This is a genomic window from Aerococcus mictus (assembly GCF_003286595.3).
In the GTDB taxonomy this organism is placed as follows: domain Bacteria; phylum Bacillota; class Bacilli; order Lactobacillales; family Aerococcaceae; genus Aerococcus; species Aerococcus mictus.
Genome location: NZ_CP132985.1, coordinates 1194340 through 1219459 on the forward strand (window position 1 = coordinate 1194340; position 25120 = coordinate 1219459).

Sequence of the window (25120 nt, forward strand, 5' to 3'; positions counted from 1 at the left end):
ATGACAGTCTTTTTATATGCTCTTTATTTCTTGACTCTTTATCCTAAAACTATAAAGTACTTGGCCAGTTTCCGGTGAGAATGAGCAAGGCTGGAATCCAGCAAGTCACTACCCCGGCAAAAATGGTCAGATAATATAACCAATCGCCATATTTACGCCCTAAATTGTGGCTAAAGTAGTTGGTTGCCCATAGATAACCCCACATGATCCAGTTAAAGACATCCCAATAATTACCGCCATTTCCCATGAGGATCCATACAGCAAAGAAAATCGAGTTAAAGGTAACAAATATGGAAAAGTAGCCCAGATTTTTGTTATCCCATTGTTTGATCCGATTGACACCGTAGGATAAGTAAGTGTAACCAAATAAGAGACCTGAAATCGCTGTATAATAATAGGTGGAGTCTTTTTCAGCAAAAATTCCATGAACACAAATCATGACATTTAGAAAGATATACAAGAGACCAGTAAAAATATTAATCAGTGCATTGGAATTATCTTCAACCTTATCAAGGTAGTTTAACCCATTGGAAATCAGAACAATTCCAGAAAACATTAATGTTATCCCTGACATTTGGACATTCTCCTTTGCTTGTTAATGTATTTATCTTAACTATAGCAATTTGCCAATAACTTTCAATTGATAATTTGCCAGGGACGTACACTCTGATGATATTGTATCTGTTAAATCTTTATTTGATTATTGGAACGGATCCTGTTAGTGGATGATTTTAAATATTATAGTTGCCCGTATCTGTATAAGACTGAATGAGAGGCTCAAGTTCACTAAAACAAGCTGGACTAGCAATAATAAAATTGGAGGGTTTGGTATAATCCGGCATTTGATTAGAAAAATTGGAAAAATGCAGTCCCATCTCCTGAGCCATCAAAATGAAGGGCGCATAATCCCAGGGTCCCCCACCAGGGTTGACAAAGGCTCCATATTGGCCCTTGATTACACTGATTCCATCTAGTGAAGAGCAGCCATAATTTCGGATATCGAAGGCATTATCAGCAATATAATAGAAATAGTCGCGTTTGATATTATGTTGAGGAGAAATACCAATAAGAGAGTCTCTTAGACTAAGATCAGCCACTGGTTCTAAGCGCTTGCCATTACAATACACCCCGTCACCTAAACTGGCAGAGTATAGTTCATCACCAAAGACATCATAAACATAGGCTAGTTTAGCCTGTCCATGGGAAAAATAAGTGATCATCGTGGCGTAATTTTCTTTTTGCTTAACAAAGTTTGCTGTGCCATCAATCGGGTCAATAATCCATAGATGACTAGCCTCGGGATCTACCTCTGTTTGGCCATAAGTTTCTTCACCAATAATGGTCTGATGGCCGGGGAGTTGTTTAATATGGTTTTCAATTAATTCTTGAACAGCTATATCGATTTCAGTGGCTAAGTCACGAAAATCACGTTTTTCTTTGGTTTTGTAGCTGGTATTTTCTTGAATGAGGGCTTTAATTTCAGGGAACCAAGACTTTACTTCTTGGTCTAATTGGTCAATATTCATAGTGATCACTCCTTCATTTTGATAATCATTCGCTAGCTTCGTCTTCTTCATATTTGCTCCAAACAGCAACTCCTCCGGCTGGACAGGAAAAACAAGCCAGTCCCTTTTCAGAAATAGTAACTGCAGACTGATCCGTATCCTTTGATGAAAAGACTAGTCTCCACTGTTCCTGGGCGTGCTCTTCCCCTACATACATCTCCTTATAGCCAGCCTCCCCGTTAGACATTAATACAGCCAAACCACTAGGATGGTCTTGGTCTCCCTGCCTGGTAAAACCGACACAATTAGGATGGTCAAAATAGTTATTTTGTTTCCCATAAGCTTTATCCCGACGTAAGTCTAACAAGGTGTCTAACATGGCTTGCTTATTAGGAATTGGCTGGTCCCCTTGAATGCCATAATAATCGCCATAGAAAACACAAGGTAAGCCATTTTCATGGAGGAGAATGAGGGCGTAGGCTATGGGCTTAAACCAATCTTCCACCCAAGATTCAAGGGACTGTCCCGGTTGGGAATCGTGGTTATCAACGAAAGAGATGGCCAAGGTCGGGTTATTTTTCAATAAAGTATCTTCCAAAATAGTAGACATATCAAAGTGATCCCAAGAAGTTGATGCTGCATAAAAGTTCTGATGGAGCTTAACATCGAAAAGATCGATATTAAGTTCCGTTTCCTTTAAATAATTTTCTAAACTTTGATAATCCCCCTTCCAATACTCGCCAATAAAGTAGAAATCAGGAAATTCATCAAGTAATTTGTCACATAGACTGTCAATAAAATCATCATCAATATGCTTTAAAGCATCTAAACGAAAGCCGCTAACCCCCGTTTCCTTGATAAACCACAAGGCCCAGTCTAGAACTTCTGCTCTTACTTCAGGATTTTCATAGTCAATATCTGCATACATTAAATAGTCATAATTACCATTCTCATCATCGACATCTTCATTATCCGACCAGCCTTTGTTAAGCCCCTTAATCATAAATATGCCCTTTTGATCCTTGGCTTGATCATAATCAACCCCGGAAAAGTGGGTCCAATTCCAAGTAAAGTTGCTGTATTTCCCCTTTCGCCCCGGGAAAGTAAATTTGGTCCAGCCTTCAATGTCGTGGGCTTGGCCGATTTTTCTTTGTCTATTCTTGGGATCAACTTCATAGGCTTGAAATGTTTCCGTTTGATCAGCCCCCGCCTTATGATTTAAAACCACATCAGCTAAGGGGCTAATTTGTTGATCTTTTAAGGCTTGAATGGCAGCTAAATAATCCTTTTTACTGCCGTATTTCGTCCATAAGCTACCTTTCTGATCAAACTCTCCCAGATCATATAAGTCATAGATGCCATAACCTACATCATTCCTTCCAGTTCCCTTACAAGCTGGTGGCATCCACACATGGCTAAAGCCTTTTTCAGCCAAATGACTAGCATCACTGGCTAGGCGTTGCCAATGTTTACCATCATCAGGAAGCTCCCATTCAAAATACTGCATCATGGTTCCATTCATGTTCTATCCTCATTTCCTTAATAAGCTTAATTACAATATATTCACCTCAATTATACTTAATCTTTTTAAAATCTTAGGATAAAAACCCCTGTAAAAACGAAAAGCCAGGTTCTTCGCCCTAGCTTTTCAAGCAAACGCTTAAAAACAAAGTCAGCGTTTTGTAATTTTTATGACTTATTCCTCCGTGTTATTTTCTTCTTCGTAGATGGTTTTACCTAGCTCTTGAACTTCTGCTTTCAACTGTTTATTTTCAACATTAGATTCATCATATAAGCGCTCCATATGTTTCTTATCGCGAGTATCAAAGTCATATTCCTCATCAATACGATCAATTTCATGTTTTATCAATCGGTCTCTAATTTTATTTTCGCGATGAATTTTACGGTAACGTAATAGCCATTGAATAATTAATAGTGCCATCACAAAAATACCTAAATAACCAATTAAGGGAAAGAGATAGGCCACCAAGGTTTCAAAGCCGATAAATGAAAGAGCAAAGCCAAGAACTACTAAGATAATCATTGCTTTTGAAAAATATTGTGGCTTAGTACGAACCACCCGTTTAGCGAGAGCATAATAGGTCCCTATAGCTGTGTTATAAATCATACCGAAAATAATCAAGGCCATGAGGGTTCCCAAAAGCGGATGAACCTTATTATATAGTTCCAATAAAGGCATAGAACTGCTTGCTACGCTATTAATATTTAAACTGATAGAAAAGAAGGAGGCAAAGAGTAATAAGGTGACCAAGGCTCCCCCGAAGAATCCGCCAACCCCAGCTTGTTTGGGACTATATTGTTCACCTCCGATGACCATAGCCATGGACATGGCTAGCATGAGTGCTAAACAGGAGTAATTAATAGTGGAAATAAACCAATTCGGTAAGGTCGTTTCTTGGGACCAAGAAATAGCCATCGCTTCATCAAAGCTAAGCGGTTGTTGAACAAGGGTATAAATGAGCAGTGCGATTAGAAAAATAATAACAAAGGGTGTTATAGCACCAATCAAGGTGGTCACCTTATCGACGTCCAAATAAGCTGTCGCGATCACCAAAATGGACAAGAGTAAGGCCCCGATCCAAATCGGCCAATCGAACTGCTGGTTGAGGTTAGTCCCTGCCCCAGCAATCATTACAAATCCAGTACAAAAGAGGTTAAAGTTAATAATAAAGTCAATTACTTTAGAAACAAAGGGAGAAGAAATATTGTTAAAGACTTCACTGTGTTCTTGAGCCTTGTAGTAGGATCCAAATTGAAGGAGAATCACGCCACCCACAATAAATAATAGCGCTGAAAGGCAGAGACCGACAATTCCCCACTTACCAAAAGAAACAAAATACTGTAACATTTCCTTTCCAGAAGCAAAACCGGCACCGATAATTACTCCTAAATAAGCAAGCCCAATATGGACCATATTTTTAATTTTCTGATTTTGCATTGCTTAATCCTTTCTTCTTTTCGCTTGCTCTCATTACTTGATGATTTCTTGCTCGCTATTTTGTTAACCAATCCCTTCTCATTCTAGAAATAAAGGGCAGAAGTAATCGTTCCTTTCCTTAGTCTTAATGGCTATTAGAAAGTAACCATCACTTCTGCCCGTAAAATATAATTATTGACTGGACTAAGCCTTAGCCATGGCCTGGGCTGCTCTACGCCCCTGGTGAATGATCCCTGAAATTGCTGTACCAGAGCCAGGATAGTAAGGACCAATCCACTCACCGGCATTGAGCCCCGCTGCGTATAAGCCAGGAATCACTTGGCCAAAAACATCCAGTACTTGGCCATCGATATTAATCTTTAGTCCCCCAAGCGAGCCCAGATTACTTGCTGAATTTTGATAAGCATAGTAAGGCGCTTGATCAAGGGCTTGAACGCCAGTTTTTCTTCCATATAGGGGGTCCAAGCCTTCTTGAGCAGAACGGTTCCACTCTTCAATCGTAGCGAGTAAATTTTCATAAGGAATCTCTAGCTTTTGGGCCAAGTCTTCCAAATTATCTCCACTAATCACCAGACCGGATTCTATATCTGCCTGAATATTTTCTTCAGTCCAAGGACTTCCTGGAGCGCCTAAAGCTCCCTGGTTAAAAATCATATAGGTTGGCTTGAATAATTTTTTCTCTTCTTGGAAAATTGCCCGGTAGTGATAGGCATAAGTTGCATCTTCACAGACGAAACGATCTCCTTGACCATTCACAAGGATCATTGGCAAAGTAGGCACCCGGTTATCCGTTGCGTTACCAGTATTTCCGCAAAAGTCAATACATCCTCCAAATCCACCTATAGCTGCCCCTACGGACTGGCCTAAGAGAATTCCATCCCCGGTATTGGTTGCTGTTGAAAGACAAGTATTATATTTTAAATCATGATAGTGTTGGGGGCTTAAGCCACGGGCTAAGGCTGGATTATGGTCAATGGAAGCTGTTGCTAAGACAATCCCCTTATTAGCCAGGTAAAACTGTCTTTCTCCTGCCGATTTAGCCAGCAGTCCGACAACTTTTTTTCCTTTATGAACTAAAGAAACAGCTGTGGTATTATACTTAATCTCAGCTCCCGCTGCTAAGGCCGCTTGGAGGAGATGTTGAGTTAAGACCACCCCTTGACCTCCGGCACCGCCCCCTTCATAGACATGGATTCGATCCGCATGGAGGTCTTCTTCAATATAGGGAATATGGTTATGCCCATAAACAGAAGTCCAGTGAATACCTAAATTCTCTAACCACTTGATATTGTCTGGAGCGCCTTGGGCTAAATCTTTAACCAGTTCAGGGTCAACACTCTCTTCTCCTGCCTTTAACCATAACTGATAATGTTTTTCTGGGCTGTCATCAGTAAATTCGGTAAATTCTTTTTGTTGGTCAGTACCAGCAGCCTGTATTACACCGCCTGAATAATTAGTCGTTCCACCGGCTATGCCTGCTTTTTCACAAATTAAGACCTTGAGGCCAGCTTGGCTGGCTTCAGCAGCAGCTGCTAGCCCAGCTCCTCCGGCCCCAACCACAATGACATCATAAGTTTCAGCTAGATCAAGGTCATCACGGTATGGGATAGCTGGCTCTACTGGAGAAGTATTCTTGGGCCCGGATTTCAATTTTTGACTAGCCGACGACGTCGCATCTATTCCATCCTCAACCTTAGCAAAAATGCTAGGGTCTAAGGCATCAGCTTCTGATATTTTTCCTTGAGCGAGTGCAACCGCTTTTTCAACAGCCGAACGCAAAGCCCGAGTTGAAAAACTGGCACCAGTTATAGCGTCAACACTACTCGATCCCTTGGCTAGGATATTTTTCTTCATTTGTTCAATTCCTAGGCCTCCTACCAGGGCCTGGTCACTATAATCCACATCAAGCGAATCGATTTTTCCTAGCTTTGGATCAATGCCTACTTCTACTTGAATCGGGCCATGGAAGCCCTCCACCACCGCTTTAAATTTATTACTCATAATCACATAACCCTTTCTTTTTTATAGGAAAATCTTCTTATTGCTAGTGTACCATGAAAGCACTTTCCTACTAAAGCAAACTAAGAACGGCATAAGAAAAAACTAGCCTAAGCCTAATTTTCAACCTTAACCACTGGAATAATTGGCACCTCAATGCCCTTATTCACAAAGGTTTGGTAAAGAGCGTTCTGCATCAACATCTTATTTTGACCAATAGCATCATAACTGGTAAAGAATTCAACAAAAACCTTATAGGCGCTATTTCCTACCTCGATACGAATCTTAGGCTTTTTATCTGCTCCTAAACTCTCCATTTTTCGTTCAAAGATTTCTAAGGATTCATCGTCACATTTATCCATAAACTTACTGTATTGTTCATAAGCTACCCGAGCGGTAATCTTCATCACTTCTTCAGTATCTTCTCTGAAATCAACTGGTACCATGACGTCAACAACGACAAAGGGACTGTCATGATTGTAATTATAGACGGCGTGATCAAATATCCAACGGTTAGGTACCGAAACATAGCGTCCGGTATAGGAGCGTTTTTCAGTTAACTTGCCGATCTCAGCCAAGTTAATTTGTAAAAAGTCAAAATCGACTACTTCACCGGAGACGCCATTAATATCGATTGCACTACCTATTCTCAGGGGCGAGCGAACATAGATATAAATATAAGCAACCAAGTCAACGATAATGTCTTTAGACGCTAAAGCCGCAAAACCAACCACGATAATAATCATTACACCGAATAATTCCACTCGGGTAAACCAAATACTTAGAATAAAAAAACTAATTAAGAGAATCAAAATTAAACGGGTAACCCGGATAAAGGCCTGCGCTGTACTGTCGCGTTTAAATAAGCGGGGTAAAAACCAGCCCAAGGCCTTCATAAATAAAAAACCGATTAAAATAAGTCCTAAAGAAATCAAAACATTTTTGACAAATAAATCGGAATCAGATTGGTCACTGTTTAAATAATCTAAGAATTGATACATGCCCTCACCCTTTAAACAACAGATAATTAGTCACACTACTTATGCTTAGTTTATCATGTATTTATAGATTTGTACCGTCCAATCTAGCAGGCCTATTTTACCTGTTTTCCAAGCGAAGAAATGGCCGGACTAAAATATTTACTTGCTTTTGAGGTAGTCCGGTCGTTCAGAGACTTCTAACTGAACATCGTTTAAAATCTTTTGAATTTTTTCTTTAGTAATATATTGACGACTGGCCATATCAGAATCTTGAAACATTTCCAAAACTGCCCCAGGCGCATTCCTGAGTTCCCACTGGGTAATATCAATCATTGGAATCCGCATCTCTTCCTTTACCCAACGACTGATCATCTCCAAACATCCCGCTGAAGCAAAAGAAAAAGCATAGAGGTCTTCAGTGGACACATAGTCACTGCCACTGGCTGCTTGTTTCATTTTAATTAGCCATTGATAAAAGTTATCAAAAATGAAATGTGAAAAGGAATTTTGTCCTACTGTTTTGAAGGCTTCCTGGTAATAAAGAGGATCCTTAGCAACAATATAATAATATTCAGCCACTGACCTGGCATAGAACTCTAAACTCTTCTCATAGGGTGAACTATTCTCAGCCAATTCTCTGACAAAATAATAATTCATCACATCATACTTATCATGAAAACGGCGGTAAAAAGTCGACCGGGCAACGCCGGCTTCCTTTAATATATCTTCCACAACAATATGATCAAACCCCTTTTCAACCATTAAATAACGAAAAGCATTGGTAATTCGATTCTTAATTTTCATTGACGGACTCTCCCCTCACTTGCCTTTATTTTATAAGTAAGCTCTCATAAAAACAAAGGAAATATTTTGTATCGCTATGAAGCCATAGCTTTATGATAAATTATAAGTAAAGTAAAGAATTAGGGGGCAAATAATCATAGGTATTGTGAAAAAATAGATAAGTAGTGATTTTCATGACTAAGATCATAATTTAAGAAAAGGAGAATCGATTATGGCTAAATATAAAGCAGGAGTTTATTCTGGCGATGCCCAGGGTTTTGCTGGGCCACTAAAGGTTAATGTTACAGTTAGTGAAGAAGCTATTGAAAAAATTGATGTCATTATTCAAAAAGAAACGCCTAATGTCGGGGGCAAAGCACTTCCTATTCTTATCGAGCGTGCTCTAGAAAATAATTCTGTGGATATTGATGGGGTTTCCGGGGCTTCAGGGACAACTAAGGCCTTTAAGAAAGCAGTAGGTAAAGCCCTAAACCGGGCGCAAGGCATTGAGGAAAAAGAAATTAGCTATACTCCAGGAACCTATGCTGGTGAAGCTAAGGGGTTCTCAGCCCACATTCAAGTCAATGTTACCGTTTCAAAAAATAAGATTGAAGACATTGAAGTTACCCAACAATATGACACGGCTGAAATTGGTGGGAGAGCCATGCCAATAGTCATCAAACGGATTCTTGCTGAGAATTCAACCGAAGTTGATGGCGTTTCTGGGGCTTCCCTCTCCTCAAATGGGATTAAAAATGCCGTTAACTTTGCCCTAGAAGTCGCTAGTGGCCAACGTGAACCCTTAGCTAAATACAAGGCAGGCAAGTACTCCTCTGAAAGTGATGACATGCGTGTGACCATGACTTTCTCGAAAAACGCCATTGAGGACCTACAGTATGACTTAACTAGCGATAAATTGGTGGATCAAAAACCTGCCATTGATAAAATGCGCCAACAAATTCTAGATCTGCAACAGTTTGAGTTTGACTCGATTTCAGGAGCTAGTCAATCTAGCCAACAAATGCGTCAAAATACCATGCATATCTTAACCGATGCTTCTGATATCACTTATGAAGACCGCCTATCAGAATCCCCTATCAAAGATGAAATGCGGGTTAACTTTAAAAATGGTAGTTTGACCCTAGAACAAATCAACGCTATCCTTAATGCCATTGGAGAAGAACTGATCTTTGTTGGACCAGACTTACGTTTCCAATATTTTAACGAAGATGCTAAGACATATACCTATTCAACTTCTCACCTAGGCGAACTTTATACAGACTGCCACCCACCACAAGCCCGTGGCGTTTCCAGAAAATTAGCCTATGAATTAGCAACCAGACAAAGAAAAAGTTATTCATTCTGGTATGTCGACGGCAATGGTGATAAATTATTTATTACCTACCAGGCCTTGTTTGATAGTCAAGGAAAATACATTGGTTTATTAGGTTGGACTTATAACGGACAAGGGATTCTTGATACGATCGATGAACCTGTTCGTCGTGGCAGCTTTGGCGATCCAAATATTCCAAACAAATTATTAAATGAAACCGAAGAAGAGTTAGAAGAATACTATGCAACTAAGGTTGAAAATGACCCTGGCCGCGATTATACAGTAAGAGAATTAAAACGTTTAGACCGGGTGGCGGCTATGGACGGTGAAAACCTTGATAGCATGTCAAGTCCAACCGTTAAGAAGAGTGGTCAGGATGAGGAAGCTAAGGCAAGTCCTAACGAAGACACTATCTCTAGTGCCTCCTTAAAAGCAGACGAAGTCCAAGCGGGAAAAGCTGAAATTGAAGAAAGTCAAAGCAAAGATAAAGAAAACGACAATAAGCAAACAGACGCTAATTCCTCACCTTCAACCCTATATTAAAATCATTTTACGCGACTAGGACCATATGAAAAAGCGACCGGGAAATCGATTCCTGGCCGCTTTTTTATTTAGAATTTAGCATTTATGTCAAACGTTATCAATTTTATGCAAAATATTTAGTTTGCTATTTATGGCCTCTTGACTGGCGCATAGCTTGTCGGGCCAAATGGTCAGCTCCCTTGGTTTGGCTTTCAGGTACCCAGACTAAATTAAAGTTTGCAAATTTATCTATTTGCTTTAGGCAAACTTTTAGTAAAGTCTTGTAAGGATCGCGCTTGTGATATTGTTTATTCACCGAATCTACTACAATACGGCTATCACTTTGACAAAGAATCCACTCTGCCTCTCTCCCCTTCTCGAGCAGAGCATTAAGGGCATAATGTAAGGCGTAAAACTCAGCCAAATGATTATCCATTCTCTCCGTCAAGCTATGTTTTAATTGGTATTGCTCACCATTTTCGAGCCATACACAACCTATACCTGCATGTCCCGTTTCCACATCAACGGATGCATCAATGGTTAAGCGGATCATTTTGACCTCCAATGCCATCATAAATTAAGTTTCGAATAGTTCGAATTTTTTGATATTTCATATCATTTACTGCTTTAACATGACCCATGATCTCGGTTAATCCCTTGATAACTTCTTTTACTTTCATGTTGAGGGTATCAAAAAAGGGATAAACCGCACAATAAAAGAGTAGCCACTCTTGGTGCATAATATCCATCAAAAAAGGATCGTCTTGATAAACGCTATCAATATAACCAACGCCTGCCTTAAAAGCCGGCTCATCTGTAGCTAATTTCAAATCAGCAAAGTCAACTAGCCGTTTTTCTCCTTGCCAGTCCCTTAAATAATAAGAACCCTTTTCTTGGTTTTCTACCAGAAGATGAATTAAGTCCGTTTGAAAAATAAGATGAATTCGTTTAGATTGGAGGAGAATATAAATCAACTCTTTGGCTTCATCAAAAGGTAAGCTCTGTAAGTTTTGATAAATCAAAGTCTGTTCTTTAGCGTTTAATAAGTCAGTGCTCATTATTTTCTCAGCAAATTCCTCAGGTGAAATAGGTAAATCATCAGCTAGAGGAGAAAAGTCAGCGGATGTTAAAAGGTCTAAAAATTCATAAGGAATTTTACTAGCCTTTTCATTGTTATAAGCCTCTTCTAAACCACTATAGCTATCCGCCAGATCCTCAAAATATTGAATCCAATTATTGGTTGCATTGATACAATCTTGCTTAATAATTATCTCATCAAAAAGATCGATAGCTTCTTGGTAGCAGGCTTTCTCACAAAAAACTTCTAAAGCTGATTCTTGCAGATCAGTCAATGTATTAGCAATTTGTCGCGCTTGGTAAAAGAGATCGACCGCATCGTTATTGCGGTCGTCGAGATAAGCATCTACAGCTAGGCGTAAATACCGTTGTTCTTGTTTAGGAAATGATAGGGATTCCCCCATACGATTACCTCTTTCCGAGACTAAAAAATAGACTATATACAGTCCTAAAGCTCATTCATCATTGTAACAAATTCTAAAAGTAAAAAACAGACGAATTTCGTCTGTTTTTCTTTAGTTAAATGTTTATATTTAAAATTTTCTAAAGCGATCATAACGTTCTTGAACCAGTACTTGTCTATCAATAGCTTGCCATGCGCTTAATTGTTTTTCTAATTCCAGGCGAATGTTTTGAATAATGGCCTGCCAAGATAAATGTTCTTCCCCTTCAAAGACAGGAATCATTTTATCGATCACTTCATATTCTAATAAGTCGTAGGCAGTCATCTTCATGACCTCGCAGGCCTCATCACGACGGCTAGCATCGCGCCAGAGTATGGAGGCAAAACCTTCCGGACTAAGAATTGAATACATGGCATCTTCTAACATCCAGACCTGATTGGTTGAAGCTAAAGCAAGGGCCCCACCAGAACCACCCTCTCCCATTAAGATAGCGATACTTGGGACTTTAAGGCTTGCCAAAGTTTGAATAGACTTGGCGATTGATTCACCAATTCCCCGGTCCTCGGCTTCAATATCACAAAAGGCTCCTGCAGTATTAATAAGAGTAATAATGGGGCGATTAAACTTTTCAGCCTGTTTAAACAAACGCACGGCCTTACGATAACCCTCTGCATGGGGGGAACCAAAATTAGCCGTAATATTTTCCTCAACATCATGTCCCTTTTGCGTACCGATAAAGCTAACGGCTTGACCATTAATCTGACCAATGCCACCACATATCGCCCCATCATCGCCATATTTGCGGTCACCATGAAGTTCATAAAATTTATGATCATCTGCTAAAGCAGTAAACATTTCCCTAGCCGTGGGACGGTCGGATGAACGTGCTTCAGTTAAAATTTCCTTAGCTAAGAAATTTCTTTTAATACTAGTAGTCATGAATATCCCCTTCCCGGCTATGAAGTAAGAGTAGATCGGCTATCTCATCTCGCAATTGCTGACGGGGGACAATTCGGTCGACAAAACCATGTTCCAATTGATGTTCTGCCGTTTGAAAGCCTTCTTCAATCTTTTGATGGATAGTTTGCTCAATAACTCGTTTGCCCGCAAACCCTATAGTCGCTCCTGGTTCAGCAATAATGATATCACCTTGCATAGCGAAACTAGCCGTAACACCGCCCGTAGTAGGGTCGGTTAATACAGTGAGGTAAAATAAGCCCGCCTGACTATGCCTTTCGACCGCGATTGATATTTTAGTCATTTGCATCAGAGAAATAATTCCCTCCTGCATCCGGGCTCCACCACTGGCCGTAAAAAGCAAGACGGGTAAAGCATGTTCTTTGGCATATTCAAACAAACGCGTAATTTTTTCCCCAACTATACTTCCCATTGACCCCATCATAAAGAAAGGATTCATAATTCCTAAAGCAAGTGGTTGACCTTTAATTTTTGCAAGTCCACAAGTGACCGCTTCGTCATAACCCGTTCGTTCCTGATTGGAGCGCTTTTTAGCTTCATAGTCAGGAAAATCAATTGGATTAGTCATTTCATCTTGGAAAATAAGTTCTTCTTCTAGCTGACCGTGATCACAAATTAATTGAATGCGTTGCTTAGGAGAAATCCGGAAATGATAAGAGCATTGTGGGCAAATCTTAGTCTCAGCCAAATCAGCACTTAAAACGGTCTGCTTACAATCAGGACATTTTTGCCACATCCCATCGGGAATATGGGGTTTATGAGTCTGATCCTTTTCATTATTGCTTTCTTTTTCAGGTACACTTAAATATTTTCTTCGTCTTAACAGCCGCACAAGGCTCACCTCCTAGACTTTTCCTTAACTATCTTCTTCACTGGCCTCCGCTTGAACTTCGGCCAACCATTGAGGAAGAAATTGACTTTCCAGGTATTCATTATTATAATTCCCTAGCTGAAAGGCAGGAGCAGCTAACAAATCATAGAGAAATTGCTGGTTAGTATTAACCCCCTCGATGCATAATTCTTCTAATGCCCGCTTCATTCTTAATAAGGCTGACTCGCGGTCATCACCATAGGCAATAACCTTAGCAATCATACTATCGTAAAAGGCGGGCAAAGCACTACCAGATAGGATGGCTGAGTCGACCCTTAAGCCTAACCCCCCAAGCGGCCAATGGATAAAATCAAATTTGCCCATCGAAGGGAGAAAGTTCTTTTCGGGTTGTTCAGCATTAATACGACATTCAATGGCATGTCCCGAAAAATGGACATCACTTTGCTGATAAGACAAGTCGTAACCATAAGCCACTCGAATTTGTTCAGCTACGATATCAATACCGGTAACTAATTCAGTAATAGGATGTTCCACTTGAATCCTGGTATTCATTTCCATAAAATAAAAGTTTTCATCGTCATCAACTAAAAATTCAATAGTCCCCGCCCCAGTATATTGAACATTTTCTCCAGCACGCACAGCCGCTTGGCAAATGGCTTGGCGGGTTTTATCACTGATAAAGGGACTTGGGGTTTCCTCAAGAACTTTTTGATGATTTCTTTGTAAGGAACATTCACGTTCCCCCAAATGGATAACATGGCCATTTTGATCAGCCAGGATCTGAACCTCAATATGATGAGCTGGATGGATAACCTTTTCTAAGTATAATCTGGCATCGTTAAAGCCTTGTTGGGCCTCACGACTAGCTTCATCAAATTGTTTTTGTAAGTCTTCTGGGCAATCAACTTGACGCATCCCCTTACCACCACCACCTGAAGTGGCTTTCAGTAAAACTGGATAGCCTACTCGCTCGGCTTCAGCTAAACCTTCACTAGCACTGTGGATGAAATCCTTAGAGCCAGGAATAACTGGGACATTAGCTGCCATCATCGTTTGTCTGGCGTGTTGTTTATCACCCATTTTGTCAATGACTTCAGCACTAGGCCCGATAAAAGTGATATTCATTTCTTGACAGAGCCTGGCAAATTTACTATTTTCCGAGAGAAAACCAAAACCTGGATGAATGGCTTCAGCATTAGTCACATAAGCTGCAGATAAAATCGCTTGCATATCTAGGTAGGAATCCTTGGATTGAGGCCCTCCTATGCAAACAGATTCATCTGCTAATTGCACATGTAAGGCTTCCTTGTCAGCAGTTGAATAAACTGCCACGGTATCAATGCCCATTTCCTTACAGGTTCTAATTACCCTAACCGCTATCTCACCCCGGTTAGCAATTAAAATTTTTGAAAACATAAGTCACCAGCTCTATTTCGCTTCTCCAACGGCAAAAGTCATTAAACAAGAAGAAACCACCTTACCATCTTCGCGACGGATTTCAGCCTTTGCAGTCCCTATCGATTTTTTCATCTTTAAAATATTGACTTCAACAGTCAAAACGTCCCCTGGGACGACTTTTTGACGGAACTTTACCTTGTCTACAGCCGCTAGATAACCGGTCATTTTCTTGTCCTCAGTATTTAAGCCCTTAAGTAAGGCAATTGAACCGACCTGGGCCATTAATTCAACTTGAAGAACTCCTGGCATTACCGGTTCTCCTGGAAAATGCCCCACAAAGAAAGGTTCATTAATTGTCACATTTTTACGAGCAACGATTCGCTTGCCGACCTCAAGTTCGTAAACCGCATCCACTAAAAACATGGGGTAGCGGTTAGGAATAATATCCATAACCTCTTGGGCGCTTAAAATTGGTTCTTGATTTTCCATTTTTTTCTCCTTTTACACTAGTAGTTGTCATCAGCTAGGAAGAAACGAATCTCTCCTTAAATCCTTTATCACGCCTATGTTCTAAAATAAGGACAGCCTTTAGCTAATTTCAAAAAGCTTTTGGCCGTATTCAACCACATCACCATCATTGACAAAAATATTAGTAATTTCTCCTGAAGTGGTGGCGTGAATTTCATTCATTATTTTCATGGCTTCAATGATGCATAGACTTTGGCCTTTTTCGACATGGTCGCCAATTTTAACAAAGTTGTCTTTATCAGGAGCTGGTGCTAAATATGCAACCCCGACCAGAGGGCTTTCTATGATTTCCCCCTGAACTTCATCAGTTTGGCTGACTTGTTGATTAGCTTGGCTGGAAGCTTCGGAGGATCCTTGAGCTTGATCAGCAGGAGCAGGTTTTTCTGCTTTTGTAATAGCTGGCTGCGTTTCATTAGTAAACACTTGTGGTGCTTGCTCATTTTTAGACAGGTGAAGCTTGAAATCGTCATCAACAAATTCAAATTCTCTTAGGCTTGATTGGTCAATTAAATGAATCAGTTCTTTAATTTCTTCAGGGGTCATTAGTCACTCACCTTTTTCATACATAAAACTGTGTTGTGGCCACCAAAGCCGAGCGTGTTGCTAATCGCTACATTGATTGCTTGTGAACGTCCTTCATTAGCTACATAATCCAGATCACAATCAGGATCACTGACTTGATAATTTAAGGTTGCAGGAATATAGGAATCTTCCATGCCCTTCAAGCAGGCAATGGCTTCAACTGCTCCAGCTGCACCTAATAAGTGCCCTAGCGCTGATTTCGTTGAGGATACCGGAATCTTATGGGCCAATTCTTCCCCAAAGGCTAACTTAATTGCCATAGTCTCAGCTCGATCATTAGCTTGGGTTGAAGTCCCATGGGCATTAATATAGTCCACATCGTTCGCAGATAAAGCTGCTTCAGCTAAGGCTTGTTCAATAGCAGCTTTAGCTCCTAGTCCTTCTGGGGTAGGCGCAGTAAGATGATAGGCATCAGAACTTTGACCGTAGCCGACAATCTCACCATAAATTTTTGCCCCCCGCTTTTGAGCACTTTCTAAACTTTCTAACACTAACATGCCAGCGCCTTCGCCCATAACAAAACCATTACGTTCCTTGTCAAAAGGAATGGAGGCACGATCAGGATCTGTCGAAAGGGATAAGGCTGTTAAATTAGCAAATCCAGCGATGGCGATCTCACAAATAGCGGATTCACCCCCACCAGCAAGCATATAGTCAGCATAACCATGTTTTATATAGCGGAAGGCCTCTCCGATAGCATTGTTGGCTGATGCACAAGCAGTAACCATGGTCAAGGCTGGCCCGTGTAGACCGAGTTGCATGGAAATGTTTGCGGCCCCCATATTGGAAATAGCCATTGGGACAAAGAGAGGGTTAACCCGTTTAGGACCACGTTCAACTGATTTTTTTACCCCTCTTTCAATTTCTTGAACCCCACCAATACCGGTACCAAAATATACCCCAAAGCGGTTTGTATCCATGTTATGAGTATCTAAACCAGCATCCTTTACTGCTTCCATAGAAGCGACCACCCCATAATGAGCATAGGGATCCATTCTTTTAACCGATTTACGATCAAGGTAGTCTTTGGGATCAAAGTTTTTAACCTCAGCCGCCAAAGTCACTCCTGTATCGCTGGCATCAAATTGTGTGATTGGAGCAAAGCCATGTTTGCCTGCCTTTAAATTTTCCCAAAAATCACTGACATTATTTCCAATTGGTGTTACCGCTCCTAAGCCCGTAACAACTACCCTTCTAGTATTCATTAAGTTCCTCCTTTATCCTTCTCTGTCTTTCATTTATTCCATATATAAACCACCATTAACATTTAAAGTGGTTCCAGTGATGTATGGATTCTTGACTAAGAAGTAAACGGCACCAGCAATATCTTCTACCCGCCCAAAGTCCCCTAAAGGAATTTGCGCAATCATCTGCTCTTTAACCTTATCTGATAATTTATCCGTCATATCACTAGCGATAAAACCAGGGGCAACGGCATTGACCCGAATGCCGCGACTAGCTAATTCGCGCGCAGCCGTCTTAGTCATAGCTATCACACCTGCCTTAGCAGCAGCATAGTTAATTTGACCAGCATTACCTATTTGTCCAGATAAAGAAGCAATGTTAATAATATTGCCGCTTTTTTGTTTTAACATCACTTTTGACACATGACGCATGAGGTTAAAATAACCTTTTAAATTAACGTCAATTACTGCATCAAAATCAGCTTCCTTCATCCGCATGAGTAAGGTATCACGGGTAATCCCAGCATTATTAACTAATACATCAATGTGAGCATACTCTTCTTTGCAGCGGTTTATGATTGCTTGAGCTTGGTCAAAATCTTGGACCTCTGCTTTCAAATCAAGTACTTTAGCACCCCTTTCACTTAAGTCATCAAGATGAGCTTGGCTGGATCCTGATCGGCTTACCAAGGCCAAATTGTAACCCTTATTGGCAAATTCTCTAGCGATAGCTGCTCCGATACCACGGTTTCCGCCAGTAATGAGTGCTGTAGGTTTTTCTGTCATTTTAATCTCCTTGTAAAATAGTCAATGCTTTATTTAATGTCGCTTCATCTTCAATATTTAAGGCTGTCACCGACTTATCGATTTGCCGGGTAAAACTAGTGAGTGTTTTTCCTGGTCCAATCTCTATAAAAGTATCCACGCCTGCTTGAATGAGATACTCAATCGAATCCGCCCATTTGACCGGTGATTGAATTTGTTGAAGTAAATCTTGTTTAATCTCTCCATCTTCATGAACTTGTCCACTTGTGTTAGCGACAACAGGAATTTCTTGAGGGGAAAACTCCACATCTTTAAGTACTTGGGCTAATCGTAGAGAGGCAGGATGCATCAGCTGGGTGTGAAAGGGCCCGGAAACCTTTAGAGGAATTAAACGCTTAGCCCCCGCTTCCTTCAATTCATCCCTAGCCAGGTCGACTAAATCACTATTTCCCCCGATGACAATTTGCTTGGGAGAGTTGTAATTCGTCGGATAGACATAGCCAGAATGATGGTCCATAATATTTTCACAGACCCTCTCAATCAACTTGCGGTCAGTTTTCATGACAGCTAGCATTTTCCCTTGACCGGGAGCAACTGCTTGGCTCATATATAAGCCACGTTTTCTCAGTAGTTTTAACCCGTCAACAAAGGAAAAGACACCGCTATAAGCTAAGGCAGTGTATTCGCCTAAACTTAATCCAGCTAAATAGGCAGGGGGCTCAGGAAATAATTTTCTCCAGACGGCTAGAATAGCTGATGAAACTGTATAGATGGCAGCTTGGGTATATTCTGTTTGATTAAGCAGGCCATTTTCTTCAAAGCACATGGCCTTTAAATCATAGCCAAGAACTTTTTCAGCCGTTTCAAAATATGGCTCCATGACTTCAGCATGATGTTCGAATAAATCTTTGCCCATACCAGGGTATTGTGCCCCTTGGCCAGAAAAAAGATAAGCAATTTTTTTCATTTTTTGCCCTTTCTTTTAATAAAGTTTTAATTTTTATCATTAAATAAAGTAATTTGGGTAAAAAAAAGCAGTTAAAAAATATTTTTCTTCACTGCATCTTATTTAATTATAGCCATTCGCTAGCTTTTTCTCGGATCGTTGCCTGGCATACATCCATATAGGATTGGAGTATTTCCTGGCAGCTCTCTTCTTTATTAATTAAGCCAGCAATCTGACCAGCCATCAGGGAACTATTTTGGGTATCCCCTTCTACAACAGCTCGCCGTAAAGCTCCTCTTCCCAAAGCTTCTAGGCGCTCCCAATCAGGATTTTCTTTACCCGCTTCAATTCGCTCAACTCGCAAGTACTCTTTGGTCAAGCGATTGCGCAAAACCCGAACTGGATGGCCTGTAGCTTCTCCTGTTGTGACGGTATCAATATCCTTAGCTTTAATAATCTTTTCCTTAAAATTAGGGTGAGCATTGGATTCCTTGGCACAAACAAAGCGTGTACCTACTTGAATCCCACAGGCTCCAAGCATCAATGCTGCTGCCATTCCCCGACCATCACCAATTCCTCCTGCAGCGATAACGGGAATATTAACCGCGTCGACTACTTGGGGAAGTAAAGCCATGGTCGTTGTTTTTCCCACATGACCACCAGATTCCGTCCCTTCGACAACCACTGCATCAACGCCTTCTTTTTCCATGCGTCGAGCAAGTGCTACGGAAGCAACAACTGGGATAACCTTGATATTTGCTTCACGAAATTGCTTCATAAAGCGACCAGGTGATCCTGCTCCAGTAGTGACTGTTGAAATACCCGATTGACATAGGTAGTCAACAACTTCTTCAACATGTGGATTGAGTAACATCACATTAATTGCAAAAGGCTTATCTGTTTTTGCTTTCATGGTTTCAACTTTTTCTCGCACCACTTCAACAGGATCATTCCCCGTCCCTACAACTCCTAAACCACCAGCATTTGAAACGGCAGATGCCAGATCTGGATCTGCTACCCAAGCCATGGCTCCTTGAATAATAGGATATTTAACTCCCATTTGCTTCCATAGAGTGTTCAAAGCGATTCACTTCCTTCATTATCCCGATACATTAGTAAGGATTATTTATTGTTGTCAACAAAGTCAACTAAGTCTTGGACAGTTTCCATATTCAATTCATCTTCATCGATAGTGACATCAAATTCGTCCTCAATATCATTGATAATTTGGAATAAATCTAAGCTATCAGCATCTAAATCCGATTGAAATTTAGTTTCAGGAGTAACTTCTTCCTTATCTAAATCAAGCTGGTCACAAATTAATTCTTGAATTTTTTCAAATGTACTCATTATAAATTCCTCCATTGATTTTTTTATAGTATCTTTCTCAATACTAACATTGTCGCTCAACAATTGACAATACAAGTCCCCCAAGTCAGGCCTCCGCCAAAAGCTGATAATAATATCTTCTGACTGCCATCCAATTTAAGCGCTCCTGATTTCCGCAGCTCATTCAAAACAAGGGCTACCGATGCAGCGGAAGTATTCCCATAATTTTGAATGTTTTGGACCAGGCGCTCCTCTGGTATTTTAAGCTTACGCTGGCAAACTTTTAATATTCTTGCATTTGCCTGATGTAAGACAAAATAGTCAATATCATTAATAGTCAGATTGGCAGATTTTAAAACCGCTTCTATTTGCTTTGGTACTTGCCGGGTAGCAAAATCATAAACTTGCCTGCCCTTCATCTTTAAACTAGGGTCTTGGTAATAAGAATCAGAACTGACTGATCGAGCTAGGCTAGTACCTCCAGCAACTATCGCCGCTCCTTGACTGCCATCACAAGCGAGTGATTCTTGGATAATAGCTGAATGGCCATTTGCTTGAACCAGAATAGCTCCAGCAGCATCACCAAACAAAACACAAGTTGAGCGGTCTTTCCAATTCATGAGATTGGTCATTTTCTCAGCGCCGATAACTATGGCATAACCGTTTCGGTAATAAGCCTCTAATTTATCAGCTAGGGAGAAAGCTTGGACAAATCCGCTACAGGCAGCTGAAATGTCAAAACAAACTGCCTTAGTAGCTCCTAATTTAGCTTGAACTTGACTAGCTACACTTGGTGAAGAATGCTCTTGTGACATACTAGCAACAATGATTAAGCCAATTTCATTAGGAGAAATATTAGCTTTATTGACTAAATTTTGCGCAGCTGCTTGGGCCAAAGAAATACAAGATTCCTCAAGGGCAAGATAACGTTGCTTAATCCCTGTTCTTTTGCTTATCCATTCGTCACTAGTATCTACGAACTGTTCCAAGTCCTCATTCGACATAACTTTTCGCGGTAAGGCGGATGCCGTTTCAACTATTTTCATAGCAATCACATCATTCTTAATTTTTAAATTTAAGTTAATCAAAGATCAACATGTATTGATAATAAGCTATACAAATTTAATTGTCAAACCTTTTTCGCTATTTTATCAGCGATACTATTTATTTTGTTAGTGTTTATCATTTATTTTTGTATGTAATAAACCTTATTTTTGAAAGGATTTTCTATAAAAATATAAAAAAAGAGAAATCAACTTGATTTCTCAAAAAATTGCTTTTATTGTTATTTCTTATCTGTTATTTGTCATCGTCACTTGAAGCTATCGACACATATTCTTCAATATCTTTAAAATTGACTACAGTCCTCTCTTCAAGGATATCTCTAGCTGGACGACTTGACTGACTCCAATCAATTTTTAAAATGGCAGAGTTAGTAAGAAGCTTTTCGATTTCTCCAATAATTGTATAGGTTCTGAATTGAAACTTGACAACATCACCTATATTAGGCCGAATAGATTCCTTAATAGTATCAATGATTTCATTTGCCTGTTCATAAGGCATATCTAATAAATTAGCTATCCGTGAATTACTGGTTCCTCGCCGAAGTTCAGTTTCCACTAGTGACTGCATTTCCGCCGTTATTTTTGGTTTACGACCCATACGCTCGTCTCTCCCATCTAATACAAGCTGGCTGGCTATGAAATTAAATATATGAATAATATTAACATACTATCGATTGCAGCACAATTTATAGCAGTTAATTCATTAAGCATAAGCCATATTTATTACAAAACCAGCTTAAATGCTTACTATTTAAAACAGATCACCATTCCTCTAATAATAAGGAGTAGTGATCTGTTTGCTGTTAATATCATTTTATTCTAAAGACATGATGTCTTTAGATCAAACTACATATTAGTTTCATCAACATTTCCAGTAACTGATTTAGTACCTAATAAACCGCCTAGGCATGATAGGACACAGCCTAATAGGACACCAACAAATGCCCAGATTGAGCCTTGTGAGATGCCATCTGAAACATCATCAGCATCTTGACGTAATTGTTGAATATTATTGTCAAGTTGTTGTTGGGTACTTTGAATGGCATTATTAGCATTTTCAATTTGGTTACGTGCTTCATCAGCAGCTTGGTTATATCCATCAATAATATTTTGAGTAGTTTCTTCTGCTTCTTGTTGAGTTAGATCAGTGTTAGAAGCAATAGCGTTAGAAACAGCCTCTTGGTCTACGTTTTCTGAAATATTGTCGACACGGCTAGTTAATGTATCTGCCAAGTCGTTAAATACTTGTTCAGAATTTTGTGGATTGACGACAACTTCACGAGCTGCATTAGCAATATCATTTGTCGCGCCATTTAATTGGTCGGATAAATATTCTGGTTGTAATTCGCGAATGTCAGTATCTCTTAAGACTTTTTGAACGTCTTGGTTAAGATTTTGAATATCTTGATTATTCACATCAATATTGTTTGCTAAAGCATTTACGCCTTCGCTTACAGCATCTCCAGCGTTTGAAGCAACACTTGTGACAGCGTCACCAGCAACACTAGCAGTTTGACCAATAACATTACCAGCAAAACCTAGAACAGAAGCAACAATTTGTCCTAGTAATACAACTGTTACCACTAGGAAAATTGCCCATGATAAAAAGCCATGGACTGCGCCTACTCGACGTGCAGTTACCCCAGCAACAAAGCCTGATCCTAAAAATGATAGTGCTAATGAAATAACTGACCAGACCATAACACCGGTACCAACACCATCAAGTGGATTTTGTGCACTCGGTTGGATCATACCAAATCCAATGGCATTTCCAATTAAGGAAAAAGTAATTAATAAAGCAATAAAAGTTACTAGGCCAGCAAATACAGCTCCCCAGGATAAGTTATACCCGGCTTCTGCATCGTTAGCACCTAGATAGGTTCTAAAACGATTTCTCATAAAATCACTCCTTTTAAAATAATATATAATATTGTATTAAACAAAGCAAGCAAAAGCCCTTGAAATAACTAATATTCATACAATTAATTAAAAATATTGTATTATCATTTCTAAACATCTATAAACAGTTTAAAAACTAGTAAGCAAATAAATTTATTAATGACTACAAAGAAAAAAGGCCAGATAATAAATCTAGCCTTCTCGCTTACTTTGCATAACCTTTAATGATCTTTCCACGGTAATTTCCATGCTGAATCTTCCACACCAGAGTACCAATACCCGCTCCCAAAAGAGCCATAGTCACCCAGCCAAAACCTTGGGGGCCAAAGGGAACTATTCGAACAAAATCTTCGAATATTTTAGGAGCAAAGTCTAATTGAATAAGCGCTTCAACCACCGTATAGATACTGGTTAATAGGACTGCTCCTTTAGTCGTTCCGTCATTAGGAATATATTTTCTAAATAAACCGATTAAAGTAACAATGATTCCTAATGGATAAGCAACTGCAAATAAGGGCTCACTCAATCCTACAATTTTCTCTACCCCGACAGTCCCTTGTACCACACAAAAAATACAAAAAACAAAAACGATAAAGGTATAGGGGTATTTCTGACGAGTAAGCTCTTGGGTAAAGTTTGCTACTGAAGCTAATAATCCCGTAGCAGTCGTTAAGCAAGCTAAGGTAATAGCGATGGAAAGAATAATTTTTCCGGCGCCACCAATAGTTTGCTCAACAATGGCAATTAATAACTGAGTTCTTTCAATATCAGGGCTATAAATCGTTGACGCTGTAGCCCCTAGCCACAACAAGCTACCATAAATGAATAATAATAAGGCACTAGCTATGACAGATGCCCAGATAGTCATCCGCATCCCTGCTTGATGGTTATATTTTTTATGTCTAATTGTCATAATCATGACACTAGAAAAGAGTAATCCAGTTATTAAATCCCCCATTTGATAACCTTCGGTAAAAGCCCAACCGAAGCTATTATCGACTTGGGCAGCCGCCATATTGGGGCTGACTGGGTTAATCATACCAAAAATAATAATTCCAATGACCATTGCAATCAAAGCAGGCGTAAGATAGCGTCCAATCTTATCGACCACGCCCAATTGATCAACAGTGAGGAAATAAACAACAGTAAAGAAAACAATTAAAACGACATAGTTAGGTAACCAAGGAAACAAGGAACGAAAACCTACTTCATAAGTCGTTGCACCAGTACGTGGGATTAAAATAAATAAGGCAATTAAATACATGGTGATGCAGTTAAAGATCTTATAAAACCAGGGAGCAATTGGTTCGGAAACTGCTTTTACCGATCCTCCACCTTTAACAATAGCTATCATTGATAAGACCGGCACTAATATCGCGGTTAAAGCCAAACCAATAACACTGGCAGACCAATTTTCTCCTACAATAATTCCCATATATGGAGGGAAAACCAAATTACCTGCTCCAAAAAAAGTAGCAAACAAGGTAAAACCAACCACGATCGTATCTACAATAAAGCGCCTATTTTTCATAAAACCAAACCTTTCAGTATAAGTATAGGGCTGATCGTCAACTCATATAAAGTTGTCAAAAGAAGAACGATTAAAAGCATTATTCGCCTACTAAAGGCTGATTTAAGAGCAAAATTTAACATATCGATTTGCACCAGGTCGCTTTAAAAGTTCCCTATATCTATTAGTATTTTTATTTCATGTGAAATTTATAATACGCTATTTATTGTGAAATAATAAAGATTTGCGCCTTTTATAAGCAGATATTATCTATCATAAAATCTGCATCTCAGCGCCCATAAAATCATTATTCACAGATTAAATATTGACATCTAAAGTTGTTTTTCACATAAATTAATTAGGCTAAATCCCCAATTTACCAATAGGAAAAGCGACTTCTTCTTATAAAGAAGTCGCCTTCAACAACTTATTTTATTATTATACCATTTTTGCTAAGTAGCGAAATATTTTTATTTAATTATTTTATATACAATAAAACAAGGATGTGAGGAAGGATCAGGGAGTGCGATTCCTTGGAAAAAAA

Annotated in this window: 24 protein-coding genes; 1 reads left to right on the forward strand and 23 read right to left on the reverse strand. The window is 39.6% G+C overall.

The features are described from left to right. Positions 1-49: 49 nt before the first annotated feature. The 7 genes from DBT49_RS05555 to DBT49_RS05585 all read right to left on the reverse strand — a co-directional run bounded on the left by DBT49_RS05555 (position 50) and on the right by DBT49_RS05585 (position 8246). A complete protein-coding gene (locus DBT49_RS05555; protein ID WP_060778315.1) occupies positions 50-574 on the reverse strand; it encodes an AmiS/UreI family transporter in 525 nt (174 codons plus the stop codon). Between the two features lie 157 nt (positions 575-731). After that, positions 732-1577 carry an inositol monophosphatase family protein gene (locus tag DBT49_RS05560; RefSeq protein WP_083300511.1) on the reverse strand — a complete coding sequence of 282 codons (846 nt, stop codon included), beginning with the start codon at positions 1575-1577 and terminating at the stop codon, positions 732-734. After that, the gene (locus tag DBT49_RS05565; RefSeq protein WP_070560065.1) at positions 1552-3027 is read right to left on the reverse strand and encodes an alpha-amylase; all 1476 of its coding nucleotides are present in this window, start codon (positions 3025-3027) and stop codon (positions 1552-1554) included. The genes DBT49_RS05560 and DBT49_RS05565 overlap by 26 nt, the downstream gene beginning before the upstream one ends. A gap of 174 nt (positions 3028-3201) precedes the next feature. Continuing rightward, positions 3202-4464 (reverse strand): YkvI family membrane protein, encoded by a 1263-nt coding sequence (locus DBT49_RS05570; RefSeq protein WP_083300510.1) that lies wholly within the window; start codon positions 4462-4464, stop codon positions 3202-3204. Positions 4465-4647: 183 nt separating this feature from the next. Next, on the reverse strand, positions 4648-6465 hold the full coding sequence (locus DBT49_RS05575) for an FAD-dependent oxidoreductase (protein WP_070560063.1): 1818 nt from the start codon (positions 6463-6465) through the stop codon (positions 4648-4650). A 113-nt stretch (positions 6466-6578) separates the two neighbouring features. Continuing rightward, a complete protein-coding gene (locus DBT49_RS05580) occupies positions 6579-7463 on the reverse strand; it encodes a mechanosensitive ion channel family protein (protein ID WP_111872354.1) in 885 nt (294 codons plus the stop codon). Positions 7464-7601: 138 nt separating this feature from the next. Next, positions 7602-8246 carry a TetR family transcriptional regulator gene (locus DBT49_RS05585; RefSeq protein ID WP_111872355.1) on the reverse strand — a complete coding sequence of 215 codons (645 nt, stop codon included), beginning with the start codon at positions 8244-8246 and terminating at the stop codon, positions 7602-7604. A 211-nt stretch (positions 8247-8457) separates the two neighbouring features. On the opposite strand from DBT49_RS05585, the gene DBT49_RS05590 reads away from it, so the two are divergent. Next, the gene (locus tag DBT49_RS05590; protein ID WP_111846215.1) at positions 8458-10101 is read left to right on the forward strand and encodes an FMN-binding protein; all 1644 of its coding nucleotides are present in this window, start codon (positions 8458-8460) and stop codon (positions 10099-10101) included. Between the two features lie 124 nt (positions 10102-10225). Here the strand turns inward: DBT49_RS05590 and DBT49_RS05595 are convergent, their stop codons facing one another. The 16 genes from DBT49_RS05595 to brnQ all read right to left on the reverse strand — a co-directional run bounded on the left by DBT49_RS05595 (position 10226) and on the right by brnQ (position 24597). Continuing rightward, a complete protein-coding gene (locus DBT49_RS05595; protein WP_070560057.1) occupies positions 10226-10633 on the reverse strand; it encodes a ribonuclease HI family protein in 408 nt (135 codons plus the stop codon). Then, entirely contained in the window at positions 10614-11561 is a 948-nt protein-coding gene (locus DBT49_RS05600; RefSeq protein WP_111872356.1) for a hypothetical protein, read from the reverse strand. The genes DBT49_RS05595 and DBT49_RS05600 overlap by 20 nt, the downstream gene beginning before the upstream one ends. A 129-nt stretch (positions 11562-11690) precedes the next feature. Then, positions 11691-12500: an acetyl-CoA carboxylase carboxyltransferase subunit alpha gene (gene accA / locus DBT49_RS05605; protein WP_070560053.1), complete on the reverse strand. Its 810-nt coding sequence runs from the start codon at positions 12498-12500 to the stop codon at positions 11691-11693. Continuing rightward, positions 12490-13371, reverse strand: coding sequence for an acetyl-CoA carboxylase, carboxyltransferase subunit beta (gene accD / locus DBT49_RS05610; protein ID WP_070560051.1), 882 nt, complete (start codon positions 13369-13371; stop codon positions 12490-12492). The genes accA and accD overlap by 11 nt, the downstream gene beginning before the upstream one ends. Before the next feature lie 24 nt (positions 13372-13395). Next, positions 13396-14787 carry an acetyl-CoA carboxylase biotin carboxylase subunit gene (gene accC / locus DBT49_RS05615; protein ID WP_111872357.1) on the reverse strand — a complete coding sequence of 464 codons (1392 nt, stop codon included), beginning with the start codon at positions 14785-14787 and terminating at the stop codon, positions 13396-13398. Between the two features lie 12 nt (positions 14788-14799). Next, a complete protein-coding gene (gene fabZ / locus DBT49_RS05620; protein WP_064292834.1) occupies positions 14800-15258 on the reverse strand; it encodes a 3-hydroxyacyl-ACP dehydratase FabZ in 459 nt (152 codons plus the stop codon). Between the two features lie 99 nt (positions 15259-15357). Beyond that, entirely contained in the window at positions 15358-15840 is a 483-nt protein-coding gene (gene accB, locus DBT49_RS05625; RefSeq protein ID WP_070560047.1) for an acetyl-CoA carboxylase biotin carboxyl carrier protein, read from the reverse strand. Beyond that, positions 15840-17084, reverse strand: a complete 1245-nt coding sequence (gene fabF, locus DBT49_RS05630; RefSeq protein ID WP_070560045.1) for a beta-ketoacyl-ACP synthase II — start codon at positions 17082-17084, stop codon at positions 15840-15842. The genes accB and fabF overlap by 1 nt, the downstream gene beginning before the upstream one ends. A gap of 33 nt (positions 17085-17117) precedes the next feature. Continuing rightward, the gene (gene fabG, locus DBT49_RS05635; protein ID WP_070560043.1) at positions 17118-17849 is read right to left on the reverse strand and encodes a 3-oxoacyl-[acyl-carrier-protein] reductase; all 732 of its coding nucleotides are present in this window, start codon (positions 17847-17849) and stop codon (positions 17118-17120) included. Between the two features lies 1 nt (position 17850). Then, positions 17851-18795 carry an ACP S-malonyltransferase gene (gene fabD, locus DBT49_RS05640; protein WP_070560041.1) on the reverse strand — a complete coding sequence of 315 codons (945 nt, stop codon included), beginning with the start codon at positions 18793-18795 and terminating at the stop codon, positions 17851-17853. 106 nt (positions 18796-18901) lie between these two features. After that, a complete protein-coding gene (gene fabK, locus DBT49_RS05645; RefSeq protein ID WP_256374787.1) occupies positions 18902-19855 on the reverse strand; it encodes an enoyl-[acyl-carrier-protein] reductase FabK in 954 nt (317 codons plus the stop codon). Positions 19856-19896: 41 nt separating this feature from the next. Further along, positions 19897-20124 (reverse strand): acyl carrier protein, encoded by a 228-nt coding sequence (locus DBT49_RS05650; protein ID WP_013668481.1) that lies wholly within the window; start codon positions 20122-20124, stop codon positions 19897-19899. 56 nt (positions 20125-20180) lie between these two features. Then, a complete protein-coding gene (locus DBT49_RS05655; protein ID WP_070560039.1) occupies positions 20181-21149 on the reverse strand; it encodes a beta-ketoacyl-ACP synthase III in 969 nt (322 codons plus the stop codon). 253 nt (positions 21150-21402) lie between these two features. Then, positions 21403-21765 carry a DUF2187 domain-containing protein gene (locus DBT49_RS05660; protein ID WP_064292829.1) on the reverse strand — a complete coding sequence of 121 codons (363 nt, stop codon included), beginning with the start codon at positions 21763-21765 and terminating at the stop codon, positions 21403-21405. A gap of 248 nt (positions 21766-22013) precedes the next feature. After that, positions 22014-23066 carry a type III secretion system translocon subunit SctE gene (sctE, locus tag DBT49_RS05665; RefSeq protein ID WP_111872358.1) on the reverse strand — a complete coding sequence of 351 codons (1053 nt, stop codon included), beginning with the start codon at positions 23064-23066 and terminating at the stop codon, positions 22014-22016. A 205-nt stretch (positions 23067-23271) separates the two neighbouring features. Further along, positions 23272-24597, reverse strand: a complete 1326-nt coding sequence (gene brnQ / locus DBT49_RS05670) for a branched-chain amino acid transport system II carrier protein (RefSeq protein ID WP_070560036.1) — start codon at positions 24595-24597, stop codon at positions 23272-23274. Positions 24598-25120 lie beyond the last annotated feature (523 nt).

Excerpts from the sequence above, each read along its gene's own strand:
- DBT49_RS05555 (WP_060778315.1), bottom strand. The coding sequence starts at position 574 with ATGTCAGGGATAACATTAATGTTTTCTGGAATTGTTCTGATTTCCAAT.
- DBT49_RS05560 (WP_083300511.1), bottom strand. The coding sequence starts at position 1,577 with ATGAAGAAGACGAAGCTAGCGAATGATTATCAAAATGAAGGAGTGATC.
- DBT49_RS05565 (WP_070560065.1), bottom strand. The coding sequence starts at position 3,027 with ATGAATGGAACCATGATGCAGTATTTTGAATGGGAGCTTCCTGATGAT.
- DBT49_RS05570 (WP_083300510.1), bottom strand. The coding sequence starts at position 4,464 with ATGCAAAATCAGAAAATTAAAAATATGGTCCATATTGGGCTTGCTTAT.
- DBT49_RS05575 (WP_070560063.1), bottom strand. The coding sequence starts at position 6,465 with ATGAGTAATAAATTTAAAGCGGTGGTGGAGGGCTTCCATGGCCCGATT.
- DBT49_RS05580 (WP_111872354.1), bottom strand. The coding sequence starts at position 7,463 with ATGTATCAATTCTTAGATTATTTAAACAGTGACCAATCTGATTCCGAT.
- DBT49_RS05585 (WP_111872355.1), bottom strand. The coding sequence starts at position 8,246 with ATGAAAATTAAGAATCGAATTACCAATGCTTTTCGTTATTTAATGGTT.
- DBT49_RS05590 (WP_111846215.1), top strand. The coding sequence starts at position 8,458 with ATGGCTAAATATAAAGCAGGAGTTTATTCTGGCGATGCCCAGGGTTTT.
- DBT49_RS05595 (WP_070560057.1), bottom strand. The coding sequence starts at position 10,633 with ATGATCCGCTTAACCATTGATGCATCCGTTGATGTGGAAACGGGACAT.
- DBT49_RS05600 (WP_111872356.1), bottom strand. The coding sequence starts at position 11,561 with ATGGGGGAATCCCTATCATTTCCTAAACAAGAACAACGGTATTTACGC.
- accA (WP_070560053.1), bottom strand. The coding sequence starts at position 12,500 with ATGACTACTAGTATTAAAAGAAATTTCTTAGCTAAGGAAATTTTAACT.
- accC (WP_111872357.1), bottom strand. The coding sequence starts at position 14,787 with ATGTTTTCAAAAATTTTAATTGCTAACCGGGGTGAGATAGCGGTTAGG.
- fabZ (WP_064292834.1), bottom strand. The coding sequence starts at position 15,258 with ATGGAAAATCAAGAACCAATTTTAAGCGCCCAAGAGGTTATGGATATT.
- accB (WP_070560047.1), bottom strand. The coding sequence starts at position 15,840 with ATGACCCCTGAAGAAATTAAAGAACTGATTCATTTAATTGACCAATCA.
- fabF (WP_070560045.1), bottom strand. The coding sequence starts at position 17,084 with ATGAATACTAGAAGGGTAGTTGTTACGGGCTTAGGAGCGGTAACACCA.
- fabG (WP_070560043.1), bottom strand. The coding sequence starts at position 17,849 with ATGACAGAAAAACCTACAGCACTCATTACTGGCGGAAACCGTGGTATC.
- fabD (WP_070560041.1), bottom strand. The coding sequence starts at position 18,795 with ATGAAAAAAATTGCTTATCTTTTTTCTGGCCAAGGGGCACAATACCCT.
- DBT49_RS05650 (WP_013668481.1), bottom strand. The coding sequence starts at position 20,124 with ATGAGTACATTTGAAAAAATTCAAGAATTAATTTGTGACCAGCTTGAT.
- DBT49_RS05655 (WP_070560039.1), bottom strand. The coding sequence starts at position 21,149 with ATGAAAATAGTTGAAACGGCATCCGCCTTACCGCGAAAAGTTATGTCG.
- DBT49_RS05660 (WP_064292829.1), bottom strand. The coding sequence starts at position 21,765 with ATGGGTCGTAAACCAAAAATAACGGCGGAAATGCAGTCACTAGTGGAA.
- sctE (WP_111872358.1), bottom strand. The coding sequence starts at position 23,066 with ATGAGAAATCGTTTTAGAACCTATCTAGGTGCTAACGATGCAGAAGCC.
- brnQ (WP_070560036.1), bottom strand. The coding sequence starts at position 24,597 with ATGAAAAATAGGCGCTTTATTGTAGATACGATCGTGGTTGGTTTTACC.